This window comes from Rhodococcus sp. NPDC080181 (genome assembly GCF_040702225.1).
GTDB lineage: Bacteria > Actinomycetota > Actinomycetes > Mycobacteriales > Mycobacteriaceae > Rhodococcoides > Rhodococcoides fascians.
Genome location: NZ_JBFBKN010000005.1, coordinates 13,277 through 36,716 on the forward strand (window position 1 = coordinate 13,277; position 23,440 = coordinate 36,716).

Below are 23,440 nucleotides of genomic sequence, written 5' to 3' on the forward strand. Positions count from 1 at the left end.
AGGGTACGTCGCTACTCCCCCTCGAGCTCACCTTCGGTTTCCAGGTACACCTGGCGCAAGCCGTCGAGAACCTGCTTGTCCGGCTCGGCCCACATCTTGCGCTCCGCGGCCTCGAGCAGTCGTTCGGCAATACCGTGCAGTGCCCAGGGATTGGACTGTTGCATGAACTTCTGGTTCTGCTCGTCGAGCACATAGGTCTCGGCCAACTTCTCGTACATCCAGTCCTGCACCACATCGGTGGTGGCGTCGTAACCGAACAGGTAGTCCACGGTCGCCGCCATCTCGAACGCACCCTTGTAGCCGTGCCTGCGCATGGCTTCGAGCCACCGAGGGTTGACGACCCGAGCGCGGAAGACGCGGGCGGTTTCTTCCGAGAGTGTGCGCGTGCGAACCGATTCCGGCCGCGTGCTGTCACCGATGTATGCCTCGGGCGACTTTCCGGTCAGCGCGCGCACCGTCGCGACCATGCCTCCGTGGTACTGGAAGTAGTCGTCGGAATCGGCGATGTCGTGCTCACGTGTATCGGTGTTCTTGGCGGCCACGGCAATACGCTTGTACGCAGTGCGCATGTCGTCCGACGCGGGTACTCCGTCGAGTCCGCGGCCGTAGGCGAAGCCGCCCCAGGTGGTGTACACCTGAGCGAGGTCGTCGTCGCTGCGCCACGTCTTGCTGTCGATCAGCTGAAGCAACCCGGCGCCGTACGTTCCTGGCTTCGACCCGAAAATGCGTGTCGTAGAACGTCGTTCGTCACCGTGTTCGGCCAGATCGGCCTGCGCGTGTGCACGGACGTAGTTCTGCTCGGGCTCCTCGTCCAACGCAGCCACCATCCGAACCGCGTCGTCGAGAAGGGCGAGCACGTGCGGAAACGCGTCACGGAAGAATCCACTGATCCGAACCGTCACATCGATGCGAGGGCGGCCGAGCTCGTCGAGGTCGATCACCTCGAGGCGCGTCACCCGGCGCGAGGCCTCGTCCCACACCGGGGAGACTCCGAGCAGAGCGAACACCTCGGCGATGTCGTCGCCCGAGGTGCGCATGGCCGAGGTGCCCCACACCGAGAGACCGACGGATTTCGGCCACTCGCCGTGATCCTGGCGGTAGCGTGCGAGCAGGGATTCTGCCATCGCCTGACCGGTCTCCCACGCCAGTTTCGACGGCACGGCCTTCGGGTCGACCGAGTAGAAATTGCGGCCGGTAGGAAGCACGTTGATCAGGCCGCGCAGCGGTGAACCGCTCGGACCCGCCGCGATGAACCCGCCGTCGAGAGCGTGCAACACCTGCTCGATCTCGCGGGAAGTTCCGCGTAGACGCGGTACCACCTCGGCGGCGGCGAACCTCAGAATCTCTGCGACCACGTCACCGTGTTCGCCCGCAACCCGCTCGGCCTCGGCCGGTTTCCACTGCGTCGCTTGCATTGCCGCGACCAGTCCGTGCGCGACGGCCTCGATGCTGTCGACGCGCGTGCGTTCCTCGTCGCCGTCCTCGCTGAGCCCGAGAGCTTCGCGTAGACCGGGCACCGTCTGCTCGCCGCCCCACATCTGCCGAGCGCGCAGCATCGCCAGCACCAACTCGACCTCGGCATCGCCGACGGGCTCCTGGCCCAGGATGTGCAGCCCGTCGCGGATCTGCACGTCCTTGATCTCGCACAGCCATCCGTCGACGTGCAGCAGCATGTCGTCGAACACTTCCTCGTCGGGACGCTCGTCGAGTCCGAGGTCCTTGTGCATCTGTGCCGCGGTCATCAGTGTCCAGATCTGCTGGCGAATGGCCGGTAGCTTGGCCGGATCGAGAGCCGAAATGTTCGCGTGTTCGTCCAGCAGCTGTTCGAGCCGAGAGATGTCTCCGTAGCTCTCCGCTCGCGCCATCGGCGGGATGAGGTGATCGACGAGAGTGGCGTGGGCTCGCCGCTTGGCCTGTGTGCCCTCCCCCGGATCGTTGACCAGGAAGGGATAGATCAGCGGCAAGTCGCCCAATGCAGCGTCGGTGCCGCAGGAGGCGGACATGCCGAGGGTCTTGCCGGGGAGCCATTCCAGGTTTCCGTGCTTACCGAGATGAACCATCGCGTCGGCCCCGAAGCCGCCGTCCTCGCGGGCTGCGGAGATCCACCGGTAGGCGGCCAAATAGTGATGGCTCGGCGGCAGATCCGGGTCGTGATAGATCGCAACGGGCTTCTCACCGAATCCGCGCGGCGGCTGAACCATGATGACCACATTGCCGAATTGCATTGCTGCGATGACGATCTCACCGTCGGGATCAGCGGAACGATCGACGTAGAGATCACCCGGTGCCGGTCCCCAATGTTCGATCACACCCTCGCGAAGGTCGTCGGGAAGCTGCTCGAACCAGGTTCGATACCGGGCCGCCGAAATACGAATGGGATTGCCCTCGAGCTGGGCGTCGGTGAGCCAGTTGGGGTCCTGACCGCCACGGGCGATCAGGGCGTGGATCAGTGCGTCGCCGTCTCGGGCCGCCAGACCGGGCACCGAATCCGGGCCCTCGAGCGGTCCGAGGTCGTAGCCTGCCTCACGCATGTCCGACATCAACGCGATCGCGCTGGCGGGAGTGTCGAGGCCGACGGCATTGCCGATGCGGGCATGTTTGGTGGGATACGCCGAGAACATCAGGGCGATTCGGCGGTCGGCGGCCGGGATGTGTCGGAGCCGCGCATGGCGGACGGCGATGCCGGCAACGCGTGCTGCTCGCTCGTGGTCCGGAACGTAGGTGGTCAGGCCGTCGTCGTCGATCTCCTTGAACGAGAACGGAACCGTGATGAGGCGGCCGTCGAATTCCGGGACCGCGACCTGCGTGGCCACGTCGAGTGGGGAGAGTCCGTCGTCGTTCTCGGACCACGTCGCGCGGGAACTCGTCAGGCACAGACCCTGCAGGATCGGAACGTCGAGGGCGGCGAGTTCGGCGACATCCCAGGCTTCGTCGTCGCCGCCTGCCGAAGCACCGGCGGGTTTGGTGCCGCCCGCAGCCAGCACGGTCACGATCAAGGCATCCGCCGACTTCAGCGTCTCCAGCAAGTCGGCTTCCGCCGTGCGCAGTGACGCACAGTAGATCGGCAGTGCGTTCGCCCCGGCGTTCTCGACTGCGGCGGCGAGGGCATCGATGTAGGTGGTATTTCCGGCGAGATGCTGAGCGCGGTAGTACAGAATCGCCACGGTCGGGCCGTCGGAGTGCTGGGCGGAGTTCCGCTCGAGGTGGCCCCACGTCGGCAGGTGTCGAGGTGCGTCGAAACCGTGACCGGTGAGCAGCACTGTGTCGGACAGAAAGTTGTACAGCTGCCGCAGATTGCCCGAGCCGCCCTCGGCCAGATAGTTGTGCGCTTGGGCGGCGACGTTGGCGGGCACCGTGGAGATCTCCATCAGATCCGCATCCGGGGCCTGCTCGCCGCCCAGCACGACCACGGGCAAACCGGTGGCCAGGACGGCCTCGATTCCCGACTCCCACGAGCGACGCGATCCGAGAATGCGGACGATGATCAGCTCGGCCGATTCGGCCATCGACGGGATGTCTTCCGCCAGCAGGCGGGACGGGTTGCCCCACGTGAAATCGGCCCCACTGGCGCGGGCACTGAGCAGATCGGTGTCCGATGTGGACAGCAACAGAAACACGGGTAACGCCCTCCTCGGGGTTTCGCGCCCCTGGATCGGTGAATCGTCCGAGCTCGTCGGTGAGAGGGTCCGACTCCCGCCCCGTCCCGAAGGCACGATCCTCGAGAACAGGTCCCATGAACCATTCCCGACGGGCTGCTCTCGACGAACTACAGGGCGGTCACGGTGGCGCGACCGTACCGGGATTTCACCGGTTTCCTCTCGGCCGGAGCCGTGAACATCGAATGCTACCGGTGCCGGGACGAGATCGGGCCACCCGTGGCACTTGTAGCCTGGTGAACATGAGTTCGCCCAGTAGGTCCGTGCCCGACGGCTGCCCCGGAGCTCTGTCGACGCACCGAGCGGCGGACGGTCCGTTGGCCAGAATCCGGCTCCCGGGCGGCCTCGTGCTGCCGGAGCAGATGCAGGTCCTGGCCGAGGCCGCGGCCGAGCTCGGTGACGGCTCGCTCGAACTCACGTCGAGGGGCAACATCCAGGTTCGTGCGGTCTCGGACCCGGACGAGCTCGCGAACAGGTTGGCCGCGGCCGGGTTGCTGCCGTCTCCGACGCACGAGCGCGTGCGCAACATCCTCGCCTCGCCGCTGTCGGGCCGGGTCGGCGGACTCACCGACGTCCGCAGTCTCGTCGGCGAGCTCGACGCTGCCGTGTGCGCTCGCCCCGAGCTCGCCGAACTACCCGGCCGAACATTGTTCGCCCTGGACGACGGCCGTGGGGATCTGTGCGGACTCGAACCCGACTTCGGGGTGTACGCCCAGGCCGACGGGTCGTTTGCAGTGCTGTTGGCAGGACGCGACAGCGGTGTACGCGTCGACCGCGAGCACGTGGTCTCGACTCTGCTCGACTGCGCGGATGCCTTCGTCCGGTTGCGCCACAAGGAATGGCGACTGGCGGAACTGGACGGCGGTGCCGCGCGCATCGTCGACGTGCTCGGGTTGCAGGCCGGACCGGTACTGGCCATGCCCGCGCCGGTCGAGGTGCCACCGATCGGCTGGCTCGATCAGGACGACGGCCACGTTGCGCTCGGCGCAGGTCTGGCCAACGGCGTCCTCGGCGCGCGGTTGGCCGAATTCCTCGCGGCCGTCGATCGTCCGCTGATCGTGACGCCGTGGCGATCGCTGATCGTGGGTGATCTGGACGAGGAACCGGCCGAACAGGTCGTTCGAGTTCTCGCACCCATGGGCCTGATCTTCGACGCCGCGTCACCGTGGATCCGAGTCAGTGCCTGTACCGGATCGCCCGGCTGCGAGAAGTCCCTCGCCGACGTCCGAGCCGACCTCGCGGCCGCGGTCGACGCGCGGATGACGCCACGGGACGAGCGGCAGCATTGGTCCGGTTGCGAGCGTCGATGCGGCCGACCCAAAGGCGAGGTGACCGACGTCATTGCGACGGGAATCGGCTACCAGGTGTCCTGAGCACCTGGAGACCGGCTTCCGGCTGAGGGGTCCCTCTCCCCTATCGTGACACGCATGCACGACTACATCCGTGACGGCGCGGAGATCTACCGCCAGTCTTTCGCAACCATCCGTGCCGAAGCGGATCTGTCTCGGTTCACCCCGGACGTCGCCCAGGTCGTCGTGCGCATGATTCACGCTGTCGGTGAGATCGACCTGACCGAGACGATCGGCTTCACGCCCGACGTGGTGGAGTCCGCCCGAACTGCTCTGCGCGCAGGGGCACCCGTGTTGTGCGACGCCAACATGGTTGCCGCCGGTATCACTCGTCGCCGTCTGCCGGCCGACAACGAGGTGCTGTGCACCCTGTCCGATCCTCGGGTACCGGATTTGGCTCGGAGTATGGGCACCACGAGAACCGCTGCAGCGCTGGAGTTGTGGGGTGACAAGCTGGGCGGTGCCGTCGTCGCGATCGGAAACGCGCCGACCGCCCTGTTCCACCTCATGGAAATGCTCGCGGCCGGGGCTCCGAAGCCCGCAGCCATCGTCGGCGGCCCGGTCGGATTCATCGGCGCGGCGGAGTCGAAGGAAGATCTGATCGCCGCCGAACTCGGCGTGGAGTATCTGGTCGTCCGGGGCAGACGCGGTGGCAGCCCCATCACCGTCGCCGCGGTCAATGCCATTGCGAGCGAACAAGAATGAGCTCCAGCGGAAAGTTGTGGGGAGTGGGCGTCGGCCCGGGCGACCCGGAGTTGTTGACCGTCAAGGCCGCTCGCGTGATCGGCGAGGCCGACGTCGTCGCCTTCCACAGTGCTCGGCACGGTCGCAGCATCTCGCGCGCCCTCGCGGCCGGTTACATGCGCGACGGGCAGATCGAGGAACACCTGGTGTATCCGGTGACCACGGAGGCGACGGCTCATCCCGGTGGGTATCAGGGGGCCATCGACGAGTTCTACGAGTCCGCTGCCGCACGGCTCGCCGCTCATCTCGACGCCGGCCGATCGGTTGTGCTTCTGGCCGAGGGCGATCCACTGTTCTACAGCTCGTACATGCACATGCACAAACGCCTGGCACACCGGTTCGAGGTCGAGGTGGTTCCCGGCGTGACCTCGGTGAGTGCTGCATCGGCCGCCCTGGCGACTCCACTGGTGGAGCGCGACGAGGTTTTCACCGTCCTCCCCGGCACCTTGCCGGTGAACGAGCTCACTCGCCGACTCCGCGGCACCGACGCCGCGGTCATCATGAAACTCGGTCGAACCTATCCGACCGTGCTCGATGCACTGGAACGATCCGGCAGGCTCGACGAAGCGCGGTACGTCGAGCGGGCCAGTACAGCCGAGCAACGCGTCCTCGATGCCGCCGACGCGGACAACGTGCCGTACTTCTCGATGATCGTCGTGCCGAGTCCGTCGAATCGAACCGAACTTCCCACCAGTACGGGCGAAGTGGTCGTGGTCGGTCTCGGTCCGGGCGACGACGTGTGGACGACGGACGAAGTGCGAGCCGAACTCGCGGCAGCAACCGATCTGGTCGGATACATCACCTACATCGATCGAGTTCCTCAGCGACCCGGCCAGATTCGGCATGCGAGCGACAACAAGGTCGAATCCGAGCGCGCGGCATTCGCCCTCGACCTCGCCAAACAGGGTCGCCGCGTCGCTGTGGTGTCCTCGGGTGATCCGGGTGTGTTCGCGATGGCGACAGCGGTCATCGAGGTTGCAGCCGAACAGCAGTGGAGTTCGGTACCGGTACGCGTGGTCCCGGGAATGACGGCAGCCAATGCTGTTGCCAGCCGCGTCGGCGCGCCGCTCGGGCACGATTACGCCGTCATCTCCCTCTCCGACCGCCTCAAGCCCTGGGACGTGGTGGCCCGACGGCTCTCGGCAGTGGCCGAAGCCGACATGGCGATCGCGATCTACAACCCCGCCTCGAAGACTCGCACCTGGCAGGTCGCGGCCATGAAAGATGTTCTGCTCGAACATCGTTCACCGGAGACGCCGGTGGTGATCGGGCGCGCGGTAGGCAGTGCGCAGGAATCGGTGCGCACCGTGACCCTCGGCGAACTCGATCCCGAGTCGATCGATATGCGATGCCTGCTCATTGTCGGCTCCTCGATGACGACGGTGGTGGAGACCGGAAGCGGTCCGAGAGTGTTCACGTCGCGGCGCTACCCGTCAGGGAGTGACGCGTAGGCGTTCGATCAACCACCGAGCGGCGGCATCGACCTCGTCGACCGTCGACGCCGAGGTGTCGGCGGTGGGTCGCGAGATCATCAGCACGGGAATCGAGGCCGATCGCGCCGCGTCGACCTTGGCGCGGGTCATCGTGCCGCCGCTGTTCTTGGTGACCAGCACGTCTATCCGGTTGTCGGCGAGCATTGCCGACTCGTGCGCGAGGTCGAACGGCCCGCGGCCCAGTTCCAGGGTGGCGCGAGGGGGAACGGCACCGGTCGGTGGATCTATCGAACGAATCAGGAACCACGCATCGGCGACTCCGGCGAAATGGTGAACGCCTTGCCTGCCGATGGTGAGGAACACCCGACTACCCGGTTCTATCGATGCGGCCGCCTCGGGTAGGGATGCCACGGTGGTCCACTGGTCGTCCGCCGACGCGATCCACGGTGGCCGGGTCAGCACGAGATGAGCGACACCGGTTGTCCGAGCAGCGTAGTCGGCATGCGCGGTGATGGTGGCGGCAAACGGGTGCGTCGCGTCGACCAGTGCATCGACGGCGTTGTCTCGAATCCACTGTGCCAATGCGTCGGCACCGCCGAAACCGCCGATCCTGGTATGGCCCGACACCGGCGCCGGCTCGGCGACGCGCCCGGCCAGCGAGGTGATCAACTCGATCCCGGGCACGCCCGCCACGGCGGCGGCGAGTTGCCTGGATTCGGACGTGCCGCCCAGGAGTAGGACCTTCACTGCTCGTCCGCATCCGCCCCGTCGGGCGCACCCCAGGGTTTCGTCACGCACCACTGGGTGACCGGCAGTTGTGGTCGCCAGGTGGTGAAGGACCCCAACGGCTCACCCCGGTAGATCTGGAACCGGCGCAGCCTACCGCCGTATCGTGCAGCTGCCGAGAGCAGCAGTGAATCCGATTCTGCGGTCACCGAATTGGCGACCAATCGGCCACCGGGACGCACGGCCGCCCAGCACCGCTCGATCATGCCCGGCTCGGTCGCCCCGCCGCCGACGAACACCGCGTCCGGAACGCCTGCACTGCCGGGGACCTCTTCGAAAGCCCCGGGCGCAGTGCCGAGCACGGCCAGCCCGGGCACCCCGAGCCGTTGTGCGTTGGTCGTGATCTGGTGTCGACGATCCCCGGACGACTCGAATGTCACTGCGCGACACGATGGATCGGTGCGCATCCATTCGATGGCGATCGTCCCCGAGCCTCCGCCGACGTCCCACAGGACCTCGCCGGCTCCGGGCGCCAACGCGCACAGCGTCAGTGCGCGCACTTCCTGCTTGGTCATCTGACCGTCGCCGGTGTACTGCGAATCGGGCAGGCCCGGAACGCGAGTGAGTCTGGTGGCGCCGCGATCTCGAACGCATTCGAGCGCGACAACGTTGAGCGGGTCGGCGTCGGCGAACGTCGAGTCCGTCGCCGTCCCCCGGGTGACGCGTTCGGCCGGGCCGCCGAGTTGTTCGAGCACGCTCACCGTACTGGCACCGAAACCGTTGTCACGCAAGAGCGCACACACGTCACTCGGTGTCGAGCTGCCTCGGCTCAGTACGAGAAGTCGACGACCGTGGCCGAGTTCCGGGAGGACGGTCTCGACCGGGCTGTTCACCAGCGACACCGTCGTGGTGTGCGCGAGCGACCAGCCCAGACGCGCACAGGCAAGCGAAACCGACGACGGTGCGGGATACACCCTCAGACGTTCGGCACCGAATTCGCGAGCCAGGCTCACACCGATACCGTGAAACATCGGGTCGCCACTGGCCAACACACACACGGTCCGGCCGTCACAGGAGTCGATCATCGGCCGCAGGCTCGGCAGCAACGGACTGGGCCACGCGCGGGCGTCGGCGCACCTGTCCCCCACGCCGGCAAGCTGCCTCGCCGACCCGAAGACGACATCTGCCTGCTCGACCACGACACGTGCGACAGCAGACAGTCCGTCCCAACCGTCCGCGCCGATTCCCACCACTGCGATGGGATGAGGGTTGGGCTCCGCCATCAGCGCGGCATCCTGCGCCACAGCCATTGCGGAAGCAGTCGCATCGCGAAGAACACCGGCCGAAGAGTGCCGGGGATCCACACCGTCGACTTCCGGCTGCGCAGCGCAGCCACCACCGCGGCGGCCACCTGATCGGGTGTGCTGGACATCGGCGCCGGGTCCATGCCCTCGGTCATCGAACCGATGACGAACCCCGGGCGCGCGAGCAACAAATGAACGCCGCTGCCGTGCAGGGAATCGCTCAGTCCGCTGGCGAAGCCGTCCAGACCCGCTTTGGCCGAGCCGTAGACGTAGTTGGCCCGCCTCACCCGGACACCCGCGACGGACGAAAAGACCACCAGATCGCCGCTCTTCTGCGCCCGCAGTACCTTCGCGGCGTGGGTGAGGACGGAAACCTGGGCCAGGAAGTCGGTCGTGATCACCTCCAGCGCATGCCCGGCGTCGTCCTCGGCGCGCGTCTGATCCCCCAGAATCCCGAACGCCAACACCACGATTCCGATGGGTCCGTGCCGTTCCACGACGGAGCGCAGGAGTTCCTCGTGGGTGTCCATGGCGTTCGCGTCGAACTCGACCGCATCGACGGTCGTCGCGCCTGCCTGCAGCACACGTGACCGTTGCGTCGCCAGGTCGGAACTGCGTCGAGCGGCCAGTACGACGGTTCGTCCCGGTGCCAGCCGAGTGGCGACCTCGAGACCGATCTCGCTTCGGCCGCCGAGCAACAACAACGTTCCCGAGGCGGGTTCAGATCGTCTGCTCACGCCGAACAGTCTCTCCGATCGAGCCCCGCTCGTGGCAGTCGGGGCACGTCACTACAGTCGAGTCATGGCCGCTACCCCCGCTGACGCGACTGCCCTCACCGACGAGGCGATCGAATTCCTCACCGAACGGCACCTCGCCACGCTGACGACGTTGCGTCCGGACGGCACGCCCCATGTCGTCGCCGTCGGGTTCACCTACGACGCGGACGCCCACGTCGCCCGTGTCATCACCAACAACGTGTCGCAGAAGGCGATCAACGCCGGCCGCGGTGCCTACGCCGCCGTCACCCAGATCGACGGTGCCCGCTGGCTGACGTTGGAGGGTCCGGCCACCGTTCGTGACGACCACGAGTCGGTCGCCGATGCGGAGAACCGCTATGCCCGACGCTATCGAGTGCCGCGGGAGAATCCGACCCGCGTCGTCGTCGAGATAGCGGTGCGGCGGGTACTGGGCAGCCGCTCGCTGCTGCGACGCTAGTCGTCCGTCGGCCAGGGTAGAACGGTCAGGTTCGGCCATTCGGTGGTCCACCGCGCGGCCTTCGCCTCGTAGACGTGCCGCATCGGTAATCGCGGATTCGGCCGGACGATCCCGGCGAACAGGTCTTCGAAGCCGTGTGGGGCATAGACGCGGTCCATACCGTGGGAGTCCACGGTGATCCCGAAACAGCACGTGGTCGACACGAAGTGGTCGATGGCATCCTCGGAGCTTCGGTACGGAGCCAACGTCGCTCCGAAATGCTGCTCGTACCACAGGTGTACACGCGCTTGATTACGCACTTCGACGTCGACCCCGAGGCCGGCGAACACGTCGGCCGCGGTCTCGATCACGTCGTTCTCGGCGGCGTACGACAGATCCGTGTCGTCGAAGTAGAAGAAGTCGTAGTCGCGAATTCCGGCCCCGAGATCTCGGTCGGCGAGGTGATTCCACACGGTTTGGAACAGACCGCCCGCCGTCAGGTACCAATTCGAAAGCCTGAGCTGCGGCGCACGCCGAAGTACCTCGGCCACAATCGGATTCGTCCTGACGACGGAGACGAACTCGGCTCGGCGGCCGTCGGTCACACCGGCAGCACGGCGAGACCGTGGGGGCGGAGGTTGACCGATTCGCACCCGTCCGCCGTCACGACGACGATGTCCTCGATCCTGGCACCCCACTGCCCACGGAAATAGATGCCCGGTTCGATGCTGAACGCCATTCCCTCGGTGAGAGTGATGTCGTTACCCGCCACGATGTACGGCTCCTCGTGCACCGACAGGCCGATACCGTGTCCGGTGCGGTGCAGGAACGCCTCTCCCAGACCGGCTTCGACCAACACCTCGCGTGCGGCTGCGTCGATGGACTCCGCGCTGGCTCCCGGCGACACAGCGTCGACTGCGGCCTGCTGAGCTCGCTCCAGTACCGCGTACCGGGTAGCGACCTCGGCCGAAGGCTCGCCGAGACTGTAGGTGCGAGTGGAGTCCGAGTTGTATCCCGGCGCAACGGGTCCACCGATGTCGACGACGACCACGTCGCCGGCCTCGACGACACGATCGGAGACCTCGTGGTGCGGATCGGCACCGTGCGGACCGGAGCCGACAATGATGAATTCCGGTGCGGTATGGCCTTCCTCGACGATCGCCGTCGCGATGTCTGCCGCGATCTGGGCTTCGGTTCGGCCCACTCGGAGCCACTCGCCCATCCGGGCGTGAACCCGGTCGATGGCATGACCGGCTCGACGCAGAGCATCGATCTCGGCGTCGTCCTTGATCATCCGCAGCTGGCGCAGAACGTCTGTCGCCAGCACCGGCACGGTCCCGAAAATCGTTGCCAGCGGCACGAAGTGCAGGGCGGGCATCGCGTCGGCGACAGCGGTCTTGCTACCGGCCGGCACGGTCGCAGCCACGAGCGCGTACGGATCGACGCCGTCCACCCAATCGACGAGCGTCAGTGACAGGTCCTCGGCGGCGGAGTCACCCAGCGCGGCGAGTTCGAGCCGCGGCACGACGATGCTGGGAGTGCTGCCGTCGGCCGGCACCACCAACGCGATGAGACGCTCGAACGAGCTGGCCGTGGACCCGATCAGATACTGCAGATCCGGGCCCGGAGTGATCAGCAGGGCGTCCAAGCCTGCGTCCGACGTCAGGCGGGCCGCGCGCGCGAGCCTGGAGGCGTAGACATCGCTGGGAAAACGAGAAGAATCGACACTCATACCTCCAGGCTAGTGCCGTACGGCAAGATGAGCCCCATGACCACCCCCGGAAAGTCGCCGTTGCTGCTCCTCGACGGCGCGAGCCTGTGGTTCAGGGCCTACTACGCTCTGCCCGAGTCGATTACGGCGCCCGACGGCCGTCCCGTCAATGCCGTGCGAGGTTTCCTCGACATGATCTCGGCCCTGATCACGCGAACCGAACCGAGCCGATTGGCTGTATGCCTCGACCTCGACTGGCGTCCACAGTTCCGAGTGGACCTCGTTCCCTCGTACAAGGCTCACCGGGTTGCCGACGCCGCGCCGGATGTGGCCGAGAGCGAAGAGGTTCCCGAGACCCTGACGCCACAGGTGGACATGATCATGGACGTCCTGGCGGCGTTGGGAATTGCCACCGCGGGGGCCGCCGGCCTCGAGGCCGACGACGTGCTCGGAACCTTGGCTGCACAGGAACGACGCGATCCCGTCGTCGTGGTCAGCGGCGACCGAGATCTGTTGCAGGTGGCGGCGGACGAACCGAACGAGGTACGGGTGCTGTACGTGGGTCGAGGCTTGGCCAAGGCAGAACTCTTCGGCCCGGTCGAGGTGGCCGAGCGGTACGGCGTCCCGTTGCACCGCGCGGGAGCGGCCTACGCGGAATTGGCGCTTCTGCGCGGCGATGCGTCGGACGGGCTACCGGGTGTCAAGGGTGTCGGTGAGAAGACGGCCTCCACACTCATGCTGCAGTACGAGTCCGTCGCGGCCCTGCGTGCGGCGGCACTCGATCCGGAGTCGGATATGGCCAAGGGAATTCGGGCGAAGCTGGCCAACGCCAGCGACTACCTCGATGCGGCACTCCCAGTGGTGCGGGTCGTCACCGATGCCGACGTCGTCCTGTCGAGGTCGGACGAGATTCCGGCGGAACCGGCAGATCTCGAGGCACTCGACACGCTCGCGGAGACCCTGGGAATCAGAAACGCCGTGGACCGCCTCGTCTCGGCGATGGCGGCCACGGCGTCGCAGAATTGACCGGGGCTATTTCGGGAGTGAGACCTCGTAGTCGGCGTCGTCGTTGAGGAACGTCAACGTCACCTTCTTGAACGCCCCGTCGACCGTCAGCGTGCAATCGACGCTGGTGCCGGCCTTGACTTCGATGTTCTGCGGGCACGACACCCCCGAGACGTTCGTGGCACCGTAGGACTCGGTCAACACCGTGCGAATACCGTCCTGAGCAGCCGTCGTATCGAGGGTGGTCGTGCGCCCGAACGCGAAGTACAGCACTGCCGCGACCACGGCCACGACGGCGATGACGGAGCCCGCGATGATCAGCGGCTTCTTGGACTGCGCGCCACTGCGACCGGGACCTGGCTGCTGGCCCGGGAACTGGCCGGGGTACTGGCCCGGATACTGCAGTCCGGGATAGTGCTGACCGGGATACTGCTGATTCGGATTCTGCCCGCCCGCGAAGGGAGGCTGCTGACCGTACTGGCCGGCACCGTACTGCCCACTGCCACCGAATTGTTGTGGTGCGTAGGGGTTTTGGTAGGCGGCGTCACCGGCAGGCTGCTGTCCGGTCCCCGGATACGGTGCCCCGTACGGCTGTCCCGCCGGGTATTGCGCGGTCGGATTCTGTGCGGTGGGATTCTGTGCGGTCGGATTCTGCGGGTTGTAGCCCTGGGGGTATTGCCCCTGGGGATACGCGCCCTGAGGGTATTGCCCCGGGGGAGTTTGCCCCTGGGGAGACTGGCCGTACGCGCCTCCGGAAGGTTCGCCGTACTGCGTGGTCGGGGTGCCGGTGGGCGGCGCGTACTGTCCCCACGCCGACGGAGTCGGAGTCTGCGATTCGGATGTCGCCGCAGCTTCGCCGGTGGAAGCTTCCTGCCCGTCCTTCGCGGCACCGTCCTGGTCCGGCGTTCGTGACCAACTGTTGTCGGGGTCGGTCGGACCGTATGGGCCGCTCATCTCGCCTCCACTGAAATCTCGAATCCGTCGGGGGTACAGTATCCCGCTTGTCGCTGCGTCCGCTGTACCGACCCGGCAGTCCGGTTTCGGCCCGTCACGCAGCGCCGGTCACGCAGCATCGGTCACGCGGCATCGACGGCCACCACTCCTTGTCGCAGCGCGGCGACGGCACGGGCGGCGGTTCGCGACAGCTCGGGTTCGGGAGCGGCGAGCCGGACCTGGTCGAGCAGGTCGATGACCTGCCGACACCATCGGACGAAGTCGCCACCGGACAGCGCCTTGCCGTTGTCGCCTGCCGCGACCAGTGCGTCGACGAGCGAATGGTCGGAAGCCCACTTGTAGATCGCTTTCACGAAGCCCATGTCCGGCTCTCTGGTCGGTGGCAGTTTGTGCCGAACCTCGTCGGCCCGCAGCTCGTGCCACACCCGCACGGTCTCGGTCAACGCGTGCCTGATGGGTCCGGTCGGGCCGTGCGGGGTGATGTCTCCCTCGGAGCGGGACTCGTAGACCACGGCCGAGACCACTGCGGCCAACTCTGCGGCCGACAATCCCTGCCACAGTCCGCCTCGCAGGCATTCCGCGACCAGAAGATCGGATTCGGAATAGATCCGGCTCAATCGCGCACCGTCGTCGGTCACCTTGGGATCCTTGCCCGGGGTCACGTAACCGCGGTCCGCCAGCAAAGCCAGAATGCGGTCGAACGTTCGGGCCAACGAGTTCGTCGTGGCCGACACCTTCTGCCGCATCGACTCGGTCTCCCGGGCCAGCCGGTTGTAGCGTTCGCCGGTTCGAGAGAGTTCCTCACGATCCGGCCGGCTGTGCACCGGATGCGAGCGGATGGCCCGCCGCAGGGTTGCCAACTCCTTGTCGTCGGCGGCGGTCGACTTTCGTCCCACGCGATCGGAGGGCTGGGATATGCCGCGGGTGACCAACGCCGCCGCCAGATCCCGACGGGTCTTGGCGGTGCGGTGATCGACGAACCGTGGCAATCGCATGGAGCCGAGAGGCGTTGCCGGCGTAGGGAAATCGGCAGCGGACAGACGACCGGCCCATTTGTCCTCGGTCAGCACGAGCGGCCGCGGATCGCCGCGATCGTCGTCCGGTTCGAGTACCACTGCCAGTCCGCTGCGCCGTCCGGACGGCACCGAGATCACGTCGCCGCGGCGCAACGCACGCAACGAGTCGACGGCTTTGTCCCGCCGATCGGACCTGTTCTGACGCTCGAGGGTCTTCTCTCGATCCTTCAGACGCTCGCGCAGTCGCGCGTACTCGAAGTACTCCCCGTCGGGGCCACCGAGCGTTGCGCCGAGCGCCTCCAACGTCTTCATGTTCTTCTCGATACCGCGGACCATGCCGACGACGGACCGGTCGGCCTGGAACTGAGCGAAGGACCGCTCGAGCAACTGCCGTGAATCCGCTGCCCCGAACTGTTCGATCAGATTGATCGACATGTTGTAGGCGGGCGCGAAGGAGCTCCGGAGGGGAAACGTTCGCGTCGACGCGAGTCCGGCCACCTCGGTCGGTTCGGTACCGGGCTGCCACAGCACAACCGCGTGACCCTCGACGTCGATGCCGCGTCGCCCGGCCCGGCCGGTCAGCTGGGTGTACTCCCCCGGTGTCAGCTCCGCGTGCGTCTCACCGTTGAACTTGACCAGCTTTTCGAGCACCACGGTTCGGGCAGGCATATTGATTCCGAGAGCCAGAGTTTCGGTGGCGAACACCGCTCTGACCAATCCCTTGACGAACAGCTCCTCGACGGTGTGACGGAAGACCGGCAGCATTCCGGCGTGGTGCGCGGCGAACCCGCGTTCGAGCGCATCTCGCCATTCCCAGAAGCCGAGCACTTCCAGATCCTCGCGCGGGAGTTCGGAGGTGTGCTTTTCGACGATGTACCTGATCTCCTCGGCCTGCTCCGGCGTCGTCAGAACCAGCCGTGAACGCATGCACTGAGTCAGGGCCCCGTCACAGCCTGCACGACTGAAGATGAACGTGATGGCCGGGAGCAGACCTTCCTCGTCCAGCTTGGCGATCACATCGGGACGAGCCAGCGGACGGTTGGCACCTCCGCCTCCCTGGTGGCCGCCGCGTCCGCCGCCCCCGCTTCGACCTCCGCGTCCTCGACTGTGCGGTGCGTGCCACCGATCCATGGAGTCCAGCGACTGACGCTGCTTGACGTGCCGCACCAGGTCTCGGTCCACGACGACCTTCTGGTGGCCGTCCGGTGACTGTGCTCGGGTGTCGAAGAGATCGAACAACCGATGGCCCACCATGATGTGCTGCGAGAGGGGAACGGGACGGTTCTCGTCCACGACCACCGAGGTGTCGCCGCGAACGGTACTCATCCACGCGCCGAACTCCTCGGCGTTGCTGACCGTTGCGGACAGGCTCACCAGACGCACGTCGTCGGACAGGTGCAGGATCACTTCTTCCCAGACCGCACCTCGGAACCGATCCGCCAGGTAGTGCACCTCGTCCATCACCACGTGCGAGAGCCCGCGCAGTGCGTCGGAGGATGCGTAGAGCATGTTGCGGAGCACCTCGGTCGTCATGATGACGATGGGTGCATCCGGATTGATGGACGAATCACCGGTCAACAGACCGACCGTCTCGCGTCCGTATCGCGCAGTCAACTCTGCGAACTTCTGATTGCTCAGCGCCTTGATGGGGGTGGTGTAGAAGCATTTGCGACCGGCAGCGAGGGCCAGGTGCACCGCGAACTCGCCGATCACCGTCTTGCCCGCACCGGTCGGGGCGCAGACCAACACCCCGTGACCGTTCTCCAACGCAGTGCACGCATCCACCTGGAAGCGGTCCAACGGAAAGCTCAACTCCGCGGAAAATCGTTGCAGTTCAGTGGGTTCTGGCCTGGACCGGGTGTCGACAACAGCCTCGCTCATGGTCGCGCCCCGACGCTGGGACTCACATCAGATCGTGTCGTCGTACTGGGCCTGTGTTCGGGTCGCAGTGCCGATACCGCCCACCGGCGGTGTCGGTGCGACAGCGTGTGGGGCCTGGATAGAACTTGCGCCTTCGATGCGTGTTGCTTCGTCATCTGACACATCACCCCATTCGTCTCTTCTCTTGCGCAACTTACGCTTGTCGTGAATCCGCGCAATCTGCACTGCCATCTCGAAGAGCACCGTCAGAGCCAACGCCAAGGCCAGCATCGAGAAGGGATCCTGTCCGGGCGTCGCGATCGCCGCGAACACGAACAGTCCGAAGATCAACCCGCGACGCCACGCCTTCAGGCGTTCGTAGGTGAGAACACCGACGAAGTTCAACCCGACGACCAGCAGCGGTATTTCGAAGCTGACACCGAAGATGATCAGAAGATTGATCAGAAAACCGAAGTACTGATCGCCGCTCAGTGCCGTGATCTGGACGTTGTCGCCGATCGACAGCAGAAAGTGCAAGCCCTTGGCGACGACGAAGTAGGCCAGAATCGCTCCGGTCACGAACAGCGCAGCGGCACCGGTGACGAAGGAGACTGCGTAACGGCGTTCGTTGGCGTACAGGCCGGGAGTGATGAACGCCCAGATCTGGTACAGCCAGATGGGGCAGGCGAGCACGACGCCTGCGGTGAACGCCACCTTGAAGCGCAACAGGAACTGGTCGAACGGGCCGGTGGCGAGCAGGCGGCACTGATCGTCGTTGCTCAGATCCGCACGCAGGCTCGGGTCCAGGGTGCAGTACGGGCCTCGGAGCAGATCGCCCAGGCTTTCGACGCCGAAGATCGTGTGTGAGTACCAGAAGAATCCGAATGCAGTGGTCACCGCGATGGCCAGCAGCGACCAGAGCAGCCGGGTTCGCAGCTCGTACAGGTGATCGACCAACGACATCGTGCCGTCGGGATTGACTCGACGCTTACTGCGCCGTGGATCGAACGGAATGCGCATGGTGTTCTACGGTCAGCCTTCTTCGGTCGGCAGGCGGCACGAGGCCGTCACCGACAGCAGTGAACCTTCGGTGCCGACGCGGCACCGAAGGTGTGCTGAGCGGCGTCGCTCAGGCAGACTTCGCGTCGTGCTGGGGTGTGGTCTCGGTCTGCGCCACGGGTGCCGGGGAGGGCAGCTGAGCGGGTGCGGCCGGCTGCTGTGCAGTCGCGGTATCGGTGTCGGATTTGCCGTCGTTCTGCATCTCCTTGACCTCGCTCTTGAAGATGCGCAACGAGCGTCCGAGTCCACGCGCAGCCTCGGGCAGCTTCTTGGAACCGAACAGAATGATGACGACCACCGCAACGATGGCCCAGTGCCAGGGACTGGTGAATCCCATGTGAACCTCCTGAGATCAGATGAATCGAGCGTACCCGACGGCGGGCGGTGCGCTCGGCAACGGAGCGCACCGCTTCACCTCACGTTCATGTTGCGACGCCGCCGCCGGTGTCGGTGGCGTCGAGCTCCGCGTAGGCAATCAGGGCGGATCGCGCGCGATCGCGGACGGAATTCACCAAGGATTCAGGTCCCAGTACTGTTACGCCACCGCCGAACCCGAGGGTCAACCGGGTCATCCACTGCAGCGTCGCGAAACGCATGGTCACCTCGATGGACCCGTCCGAATCGGCGGCTACCTGCGTCATCGGGTAGTAGTCCAGAATCCAGGTGAACGCAGGTGAGACGCGTAACCGCGCTTGGGACAGAGAGGGGTCGTCGTTGAAGATCTCGAACGCGTCCTCGTCCTGCACCGATTCCGGCGGAGACGACGGTTCGTCGAGTTCGGTGGCCGAATCGATGCGATCGAATCTGAACAGCCGAACGCCCTCGGCACCGCGACACCATGCCTGCAGATAGCTGTTGTCGTCGACCACCACGGTCCTGATCGGATCGACGATGCGCTCGGTGAGCACGTCTCGCGACGCCGAGTAGTAGGTGAGTTCGAGTGCGTGCCGGGCTCGGAGCGCAGACCGTACGGTGCTCGACACCGGACCCTCCTCCGCGTCGGCCGTGTCGTGGTCGGACGAGAGCGGCACGTTCGCCGCCGCCGACCCGGCCGCGGTCTCGATCTTCGCGATCGCCCGCTGAGCGGCCGACGGATCGACCATCCCCGGCATCGAGGTCAACGACCGAAGTGCGACCAACAGTGCGGTGGCCTCGGTGGACGTCAACCGCAGCGGCCGGTCGATCCCGGCGGAGAAAGTGACGTCGATGCTCTCCTCCGAGAACGACAGATCGATGAGGTCACCCGGTCCGTATCCGGGCAGACCGCACATCCAGAGCTGATTGAGATCGGCCATCAGCGTCGCGGTGGTCACGCCCAGTTCCCGAGCGGCCTCCTCGGCGCTCAACCCCGGATTGGCCATGAAGAAGGGCACCATGTTGAGCAGGCGGGCCAACCGCACCGACAGACGCGCGCTCATCGTTCGTTCTCCAGTTCGGCTGCAGTCTGCAATGTCGAGATGACATCGGCCCTCAGCTCTGGCGGGGCCAACACCATCGCGTCGGGACCGTGACCGGCGATGAGCCGCGAAATCCAATCCCAGGACCGTACCGGAACCTCGACGACAGTTCCGGTACGCGACCCCACCGTCTGCTCCCCCACCACGGTGCCCATCCTCCGCAGCTCCGTCGCCCGACCGTCCTGGAGCCACACTCGCGCGGTACCCGACACCGAGGACGTGCCCGCGACGCGGCGGACGATGTCCTGAAGATCGATACCGTCGGGCTTGCGGACACTCTGAGGTGATCCGAAGGCTTTGACGTCGTCGCCGATCCGGGACAGTCGGAAGGTTCGGGTGTCGTCTCGGTCCACGTCGTGTCCAACGAGGTACCACCGTCCCCGGAACGTCACAACGCCCCACGGCTGGACGGTTCGGGTGACGAACGGCTCGGTCAACGAGGGTCGATGTTCGAACCGCACCGACTTACCCTCGTCGATCGCCGCGAGCAGGGCGCCCAGTGCGGGCTCGGACCCGCGGGTTCGGGCCGGAACGGCCGTGACGGCAGCGGCCGACTCGTTCTGGTCGACCTGAATACCTGCGGCGCGCAGTTTCAGCAGCGCACTCTGGGCCGCGGAGGTCAGTTCCGGTGATTCCCACAGTTTGACGGCCACCGCGACCGCAGCCGATTCCTCGCTGGTGAGATCGATGTCCGGCAGCTCGTAGGCATCTCGGTTGATGCGATAACCCTCGACACCACCGAACCGCGTAGCGATGCCGGTCTCGAGGGGCACCCCGAGATCGCGCAGTTCGTTCTTGTCACGCTCGAACATCCTGCTGAACGCTTCGAGGCTCGTCGAGTCGTCGTACCCGGCAACGCTCTCGCGGATCCACTCCGCGGTCAGGAACTGACGCGTCGACAACAGACAGATGACCAGGTTCATCAGGCGTTCGACTTTGGTGGTGGCCACGACAGTCGAGCCTAGTTGTTCACCGCCCGCCGGAGCTGTAGCGACCCGAGTTGCCTGGATCGCTACCCGACCTCCAGCCGAGTCGCGTCCGGACTACATCGATGCGATGAGTCGCTCGACGCGCTCGTCGACCGAACGGAACGGGTCCTTGCACAACACCGTTCGCTGCGCCTGATCGTTGAGTTTCAGGTGTACCCAGTCGACGGTGAAGTCGCGTCCGGCTTCCTGGGCCGCGGTGATGAACTCACCGCGCAGCTTCGCGCGTGTCGTCTGCGGCGGCAGATTCACCGCTTCGTCGATCTGCTCGTCCTCGGTGACTCGCTTGACCAGACCCTTGCGCTGCAGCACGTCGAACACTCCCCGTCCACGCTTGATGTCGTGGTACGCAAGATCGAGCTGAGCGATCTTGGGATCGGAAAGTTCCATCGAGTAGCGGTCCTGATACCGCTCGAACAGCTTGCGTTTGATGACCCAGTCGATTTCGGTGTCCACCTTGGCGAAGTCCTGCGACTCGATGGCATCGAGTGTGCGTCCCCACAGGTCCACCACCTGGGTCACCTGAGCATTGGGCTCCCGCGTCTGGAGATGCTCGACGGCCCGGGAGTAGTACTCACGCTGGATTTCGAGTGCACTGGCCTGGCGGCCACCGGCGAGGCGGACCGGCCTGCGACCGGTCAGATCGTGGCTGACCTCGCGAATGGCTCGAATCGGATTGTCCAGCGCGAAGTCTCGGAACGAGACGCCTGCCTCGATCATCTCGAGTACGAGTGCGGCCGTCCCCACCTTGAGCATGGTCGAGGTCTCGGCCATGTTGGAATCGCCGACGATGACGTGGAGCCGGCGATACTTCTCGGCATCGGCGTGCGGTTCGTCGCGGGTGTTGATGATCGGCCGCGAACGAGTGGTGGCCGACGACACGCCTTCCCAGATGTGCTCGGCGCGCTGCGAGAGGCAGAACGTCGCGGCCTTGGGTGTCTGCAGCACCTTGCCTGCGCCACAGATCAATTGGCGGGTGACCAGGAACGGTAGGAGTACATCCGAGATGCGCGAGAATTCGCCCGCTCGCTGGACGAGGAAATTCTCGTGGCAACCGTAGGAGTTGCCCGCCGAATCGGTGTTGTTCTTGAACAGGTATATGTCTCCGCCGATGCCCTCCTCGGCGAGACGCTGCTCGGCGTCGATCAGCAAATCCTCGAGTACTCGCTCGCCTGCGCGATCATGGGTGACCAATTGCAGCAGGCTGTCGCATTCGGCAGTGGCGTACTCGGGATGCGAACCGACGTCGAGATAGAGGCGAGCGCCGTTGCGGAGGAACACATTCGAGCTGCGGCCCCACGAGACCACGCGACGGAAGAGGTAGCGGGCCACCTCGTCCGGACTCAGGCGTCGGTGTCCGTGAAAGGTACATGTGACACCGAACTCGGTCTCGATGCCCATAATTCGTCGCTGCACACTTCGACACTACAACGCAAGCCACCGATGGATGTGTCGGAGCGCCTCGATGGCGTCCATGCCTAGGCTGGGCCCTATGACTTCCACGCCAACGTCTGTTGCGGCCTCGGTTCACGCGTGGGACCTGTCCCTGGTTTCACGAAGCGCGGCATTGCGCTCGAGCAGGGCGGATGCAGGGCTCCGCGCGTTGAGCACGGCCGCCGATCACAGTCGCCTGTGGCTCGGAGCTGCCGCACTTCTCGGCGCGGCCGGTGGCTCGGCCCGACGCGGCGGCGTGCGGGGGCTGATCGCCGTGGCGGGTGCGAGCGCCGTGGCGAACGGTCTGCTCAAGCCGGTGTTCCCGAGGTCGAGGCCGGATACCGAGCTGGTTCCCGTACTGCGCCGGGTGCTCGCCCCGCCGGTGTCCTCGTCGTTTCCCTCCGGTCACTCGGCGTCCGCGGCCGCCTTCGTCACCGCGGTCGCCATCGAATCACCGAAGGCAGGATTGCTGTTGGCTCCGGTCGCCGCAGCAGTCTGCTATTCCCGGGTTCACGTCGGCGTCCACTGGCCCACCGATGTCGTCGCCGGAGCGGCGCTCGGTTCGGCGGTCGCGCTGTCGACCCGCCGCTGGTGGGCCGTGCGTTCGGCGAAGCCCGCCGATCTCGGCTCGCCGGTCGAGGTCGAGGCACTGCCGGGCGGACGGGGACTGTTGGTGCTGGTCAATCCCGGATCCGGTGACGGTTCGGAGGCGGTACCGGACGCCATCCGTCGCGAGCTCCCCGACGCCGACCTCTTCGTACCCGATCCCGAGAGGGACTTCAACGAGCAACTGGAAGAGAGAATTCGGAACACGACGCCGCGTGCTGTCGGAGTGTGTGGAGGCGACGGCACGGTCGTCAGCGTCGCCGCCTCGGCCGCCCGTAACGGCCTGCCACTCGCCGCGTTTCCGGGTGGCACTCTCAACCACTTCGCTCGCGACACCGGTCTGACCGCAGTCGAGGACACCGCCGCCGCCGTCGAGGCGGGCACCGCCGAACTGGTCGATATCGCCGAGGTGGACGTCGACGGCCGCAGTGTGTCGTTCGTCAACACCGCGACGTTCGGGGGTTACCCCGACTCGGTGCGGTTACGGCAGAAGCTGCAGAAGCGAATCGGTAAGTGGCCGGCCGCTGCGGTTGCGATGACACGAGTGCTCGCGGCTGCAGAGCCACTGAACATTCGACTCGACGGGGTGCCGCACTCGGTGTGGATGCTCTTCGTCGGCAACGGTACCTACGATCCGATCGATCAAGTTCCCATGTCGCGCAGCAGCATTCATACCGGCACCCTCGATGTTCGCTTTCTCCCGTCGGAACCCAAGGCATCGAGAACACGACTGCTGTGGGCGACGATCACAGGAACGCTCGGCTCGTCGCCTGCCTACGTGCGCAGTGTGGCGCAACGCTTGACCGTCGAGGTGGACGGTGCCCCGGTTGCCCTCGCGGCTGACGGCGAGGTCGTCGGAGACGGCACGACATTCCAGTTCAGCAGCGACAAGAACGGCCTCGTGCTCTACCGGAAGCGATAGAGCACGAGGCCGTCGACCTCGATC

Annotated in this window: 19 protein-coding genes and 1 riboswitch; of the genes, 6 read left to right on the top strand and 13 right to left on the bottom strand. The window is 65.9% G+C overall.

Annotated elements, in window-relative coordinates; all coding sequences use genetic code 11:
* Positions 1-11: 11 nt before the first annotated feature.
* Positions 12-3,617 (bottom strand): cobaltochelatase subunit CobN, encoded by a 3,606-nt coding sequence (gene cobN / locus AB0O58_RS07505; RefSeq protein ID WP_032372418.1) that lies wholly within the window; start codon positions 3,615-3,617, stop codon positions 12-14.
* Positions 3,618-3,684: 67 nt separating this feature from the next.
* Positions 3,685-3,816, bottom strand: a riboswitch (cobalamin riboswitch).
* An 82-nt stretch (positions 3,817-3,898) separates the two neighbouring features.
* On the opposite strand from cobN, the gene cobG reads away from it, so the two are divergent.
* From cobG to AB0O58_RS07520, 3 genes are read left to right on the top strand one after another with little or no spacing between them, the layout of a single operon-like run.
* Positions 3,899-5,029, top strand: coding sequence for a precorrin-3B synthase (cobG, locus tag AB0O58_RS07510; protein ID WP_045841901.1), 1,131 nt, complete (start codon positions 3,899-3,901; stop codon positions 5,027-5,029).
* A 54-nt stretch (positions 5,030-5,083) separates the two neighbouring features.
* The gene (locus tag AB0O58_RS07515) at positions 5,084-5,710 is read left to right on the top strand and encodes a precorrin-8X methylmutase (protein WP_032372419.1); all 627 of its coding nucleotides are present in this window, start codon (positions 5,084-5,086) and stop codon (positions 5,708-5,710) included.
* The gene (locus AB0O58_RS07520) at positions 5,707-7,200 is read left to right on the top strand and encodes a precorrin-2 C(20)-methyltransferase (RefSeq protein ID WP_032372420.1); all 1,494 of its coding nucleotides are present in this window, start codon (positions 5,707-5,709) and stop codon (positions 7,198-7,200) included. Before AB0O58_RS07515 ends, AB0O58_RS07520 begins: the two co-directional genes overlap by 4 nt.
* Here AB0O58_RS07520 and AB0O58_RS07525 read toward each other — a convergent pair.
* The 3 genes from AB0O58_RS07525 to AB0O58_RS07535 are packed head-to-tail and all read right to left on the bottom strand — an operon-like array spanning position 7,183 to position 9,949.
* Positions 7,183-7,929: a cobalt-precorrin-6A reductase gene (locus tag AB0O58_RS07525; RefSeq protein WP_366238082.1), complete on the bottom strand. Its 747-nt coding sequence runs from the start codon at positions 7,927-7,929 to the stop codon at positions 7,183-7,185. The genes AB0O58_RS07520 and AB0O58_RS07525 overlap by 18 nt on opposite strands.
* Positions 7,926-9,218, bottom strand: a complete 1,293-nt coding sequence (cbiE, locus tag AB0O58_RS07530) for a precorrin-6y C5,15-methyltransferase (decarboxylating) subunit CbiE (protein ID WP_230591942.1) — start codon at positions 9,216-9,218, stop codon at positions 7,926-7,928. The genes AB0O58_RS07525 and cbiE overlap by 4 nt, the downstream gene beginning before the upstream one ends.
* Positions 9,191-9,949: an SDR family NAD(P)-dependent oxidoreductase gene (locus tag AB0O58_RS07535; RefSeq protein WP_094622160.1), complete on the bottom strand. Its 759-nt coding sequence runs from the start codon at positions 9,947-9,949 to the stop codon at positions 9,191-9,193. The genes cbiE and AB0O58_RS07535 overlap by 28 nt, the downstream gene beginning before the upstream one ends.
* A gap of 64 nt (positions 9,950-10,013) precedes the next feature.
* Here AB0O58_RS07535 and AB0O58_RS07540 point away from each other — a divergent pair, with 64 nt between their 5' ends.
* On the top strand, positions 10,014-10,427 hold the full coding sequence (locus AB0O58_RS07540; protein ID WP_032365855.1) for a TIGR03618 family F420-dependent PPOX class oxidoreductase: 414 nt from the start codon (positions 10,014-10,016) through the stop codon (positions 10,425-10,427).
* Here the strand turns inward: AB0O58_RS07540 and AB0O58_RS07545 are convergent.
* Positions 10,424-11,011, bottom strand: a complete 588-nt coding sequence (locus tag AB0O58_RS07545) for a nucleotidyltransferase family protein (RefSeq protein ID WP_094622159.1) — start codon at positions 11,009-11,011, stop codon at positions 10,424-10,426. The two genes, AB0O58_RS07540 and AB0O58_RS07545, sit on opposite strands and share 4 nt — an antisense overlap.
* Positions 11,008-12,138, bottom strand: a complete 1,131-nt coding sequence (locus AB0O58_RS07550) for a Xaa-Pro peptidase family protein (protein ID WP_032365810.1) — start codon at positions 12,136-12,138, stop codon at positions 11,008-11,010. Before AB0O58_RS07550 ends, AB0O58_RS07545 begins: the two co-directional genes overlap by 4 nt.
* Before the next feature lie 27 nt (positions 12,139-12,165).
* Between AB0O58_RS07550 and AB0O58_RS07555 the strand changes: the two genes are divergently transcribed.
* Positions 12,166-13,143 (top strand): 5'-3' exonuclease, encoded by a 978-nt coding sequence (locus tag AB0O58_RS07555; protein ID WP_032400843.1) that lies wholly within the window; start codon positions 12,166-12,168, stop codon positions 13,141-13,143.
* A 6-nt stretch (positions 13,144-13,149) separates the two neighbouring features.
* On the opposite strand, the gene AB0O58_RS07560 is transcribed toward AB0O58_RS07555, so the two are convergent.
* The 7 genes from AB0O58_RS07560 to pafA form a co-directional block, all read right to left on the bottom strand.
* Positions 13,150-14,076: a DUF4333 domain-containing protein gene (locus tag AB0O58_RS07560; RefSeq protein WP_366238083.1), complete on the bottom strand. Its 927-nt coding sequence runs from the start codon at positions 14,074-14,076 to the stop codon at positions 13,150-13,152.
* Between the two features lie 122 nt (positions 14,077-14,198).
* A complete protein-coding gene (locus AB0O58_RS07565) occupies positions 14,199-16,973 on the bottom strand; it encodes a DEAD/DEAH box helicase (RefSeq protein ID WP_045841756.1) in 2,775 nt (924 codons plus the stop codon).
* Positions 16,974-17,000: 27 nt separating this feature from the next.
* Positions 17,001-17,972, bottom strand: coding sequence for a twin-arginine translocase subunit TatC (gene tatC / locus AB0O58_RS07570; RefSeq protein WP_027497094.1), 972 nt, complete (start codon positions 17,970-17,972; stop codon positions 17,001-17,003).
* Positions 17,973-18,081: 109 nt separating this feature from the next.
* Complete coding sequence (tatA, locus tag AB0O58_RS07575; RefSeq protein ID WP_027497093.1) at positions 18,082-18,348, bottom strand: Sec-independent protein translocase subunit TatA; 267 nt, start codon at positions 18,346-18,348, stop codon at positions 18,082-18,084.
* An 85-nt stretch (positions 18,349-18,433) separates the two neighbouring features.
* Positions 18,434-19,429 (bottom strand): YafY family protein, encoded by a 996-nt coding sequence (locus tag AB0O58_RS07580; RefSeq protein WP_032372425.1) that lies wholly within the window; start codon positions 19,427-19,429, stop codon positions 18,434-18,436.
* Positions 19,426-20,418, bottom strand: a complete 993-nt coding sequence (locus AB0O58_RS07585) for a YafY family protein (protein WP_032372426.1) — start codon at positions 20,416-20,418, stop codon at positions 19,426-19,428. The genes AB0O58_RS07580 and AB0O58_RS07585 overlap by 4 nt, the downstream gene beginning before the upstream one ends.
* A gap of 93 nt (positions 20,419-20,511) precedes the next feature.
* On the bottom strand, positions 20,512-21,870 hold the full coding sequence (gene pafA / locus AB0O58_RS07590; protein ID WP_174557245.1) for a Pup--protein ligase: 1,359 nt from the start codon (positions 21,868-21,870) through the stop codon (positions 20,512-20,514).
* 76 nt (positions 21,871-21,946) lie between these two features.
* Here pafA and AB0O58_RS07595 point away from each other — a divergent pair, with 76 nt between their 5' ends.
* Positions 21,947-23,416 carry a phosphatase PAP2 family protein gene (locus AB0O58_RS07595; RefSeq protein ID WP_366238084.1) on the top strand — a complete coding sequence of 490 codons (1,470 nt, stop codon included), beginning with the start codon at positions 21,947-21,949 and terminating at the stop codon, positions 23,414-23,416.
* Positions 23,417-23,440 lie beyond the last annotated feature (24 nt).

Bases quoted from the DNA above. Each gene is read 5' to 3' on its own strand.
- AB0O58_RS07580 (WP_032372425.1), bottom strand. From the start codon at position 19,429: ATGAGCGCGCGTCTGTCGGTGCGGTTGGCCCGCCTGCTCAACATGGTG.
- AB0O58_RS07595 (WP_366238084.1), top strand. From the start codon at position 21,947: ATGACTTCCACGCCAACGTCTGTTGCGGCCTCGGTTCACGCGTGGGAC.
- AB0O58_RS07555 (WP_032400843.1), top strand. From the start codon at position 12,166: ATGAGCCCCATGACCACCCCCGGAAAGTCGCCGTTGCTGCTCCTCGAC.
- cbiE (WP_230591942.1), bottom strand. From the start codon at position 9,218: ATGGCTGTGGCGCAGGATGCCGCGCTGATGGCGGAGCCCAACCCTCAT.
- AB0O58_RS07565 (WP_045841756.1), bottom strand. From the start codon at position 16,973: ATGAGCGAGGCTGTTGTCGACACCCGGTCCAGGCCAGAACCCACTGAA.
- cobG (WP_045841901.1), top strand. From the start codon at position 3,899: ATGAGTTCGCCCAGTAGGTCCGTGCCCGACGGCTGCCCCGGAGCTCTG.
- AB0O58_RS07560 (WP_366238083.1), bottom strand. From the start codon at position 14,076: ATGAGCGGCCCATACGGTCCGACCGACCCCGACAACAGTTGGTCACGA.
- AB0O58_RS07520 (WP_032372420.1), top strand. From the start codon at position 5,707: ATGAGCTCCAGCGGAAAGTTGTGGGGAGTGGGCGTCGGCCCGGGCGAC.
- tatA (WP_027497093.1), bottom strand. From the start codon at position 18,348: ATGGGATTCACCAGTCCCTGGCACTGGGCCATCGTTGCGGTGGTCGTC.
- AB0O58_RS07540 (WP_032365855.1), top strand. From the start codon at position 10,014: ATGGCCGCTACCCCCGCTGACGCGACTGCCCTCACCGACGAGGCGATC.
- AB0O58_RS07550 (WP_032365810.1), bottom strand. From the start codon at position 12,138: ATGAGTGTCGATTCTTCTCGTTTTCCCAGCGATGTCTACGCCTCCAGG.
- AB0O58_RS07515 (WP_032372419.1), top strand. From the start codon at position 5,084: ATGCACGACTACATCCGTGACGGCGCGGAGATCTACCGCCAGTCTTTC.
- tatC (WP_027497094.1), bottom strand. From the start codon at position 17,972: ATGCGCATTCCGTTCGATCCACGGCGCAGTAAGCGTCGAGTCAATCCC.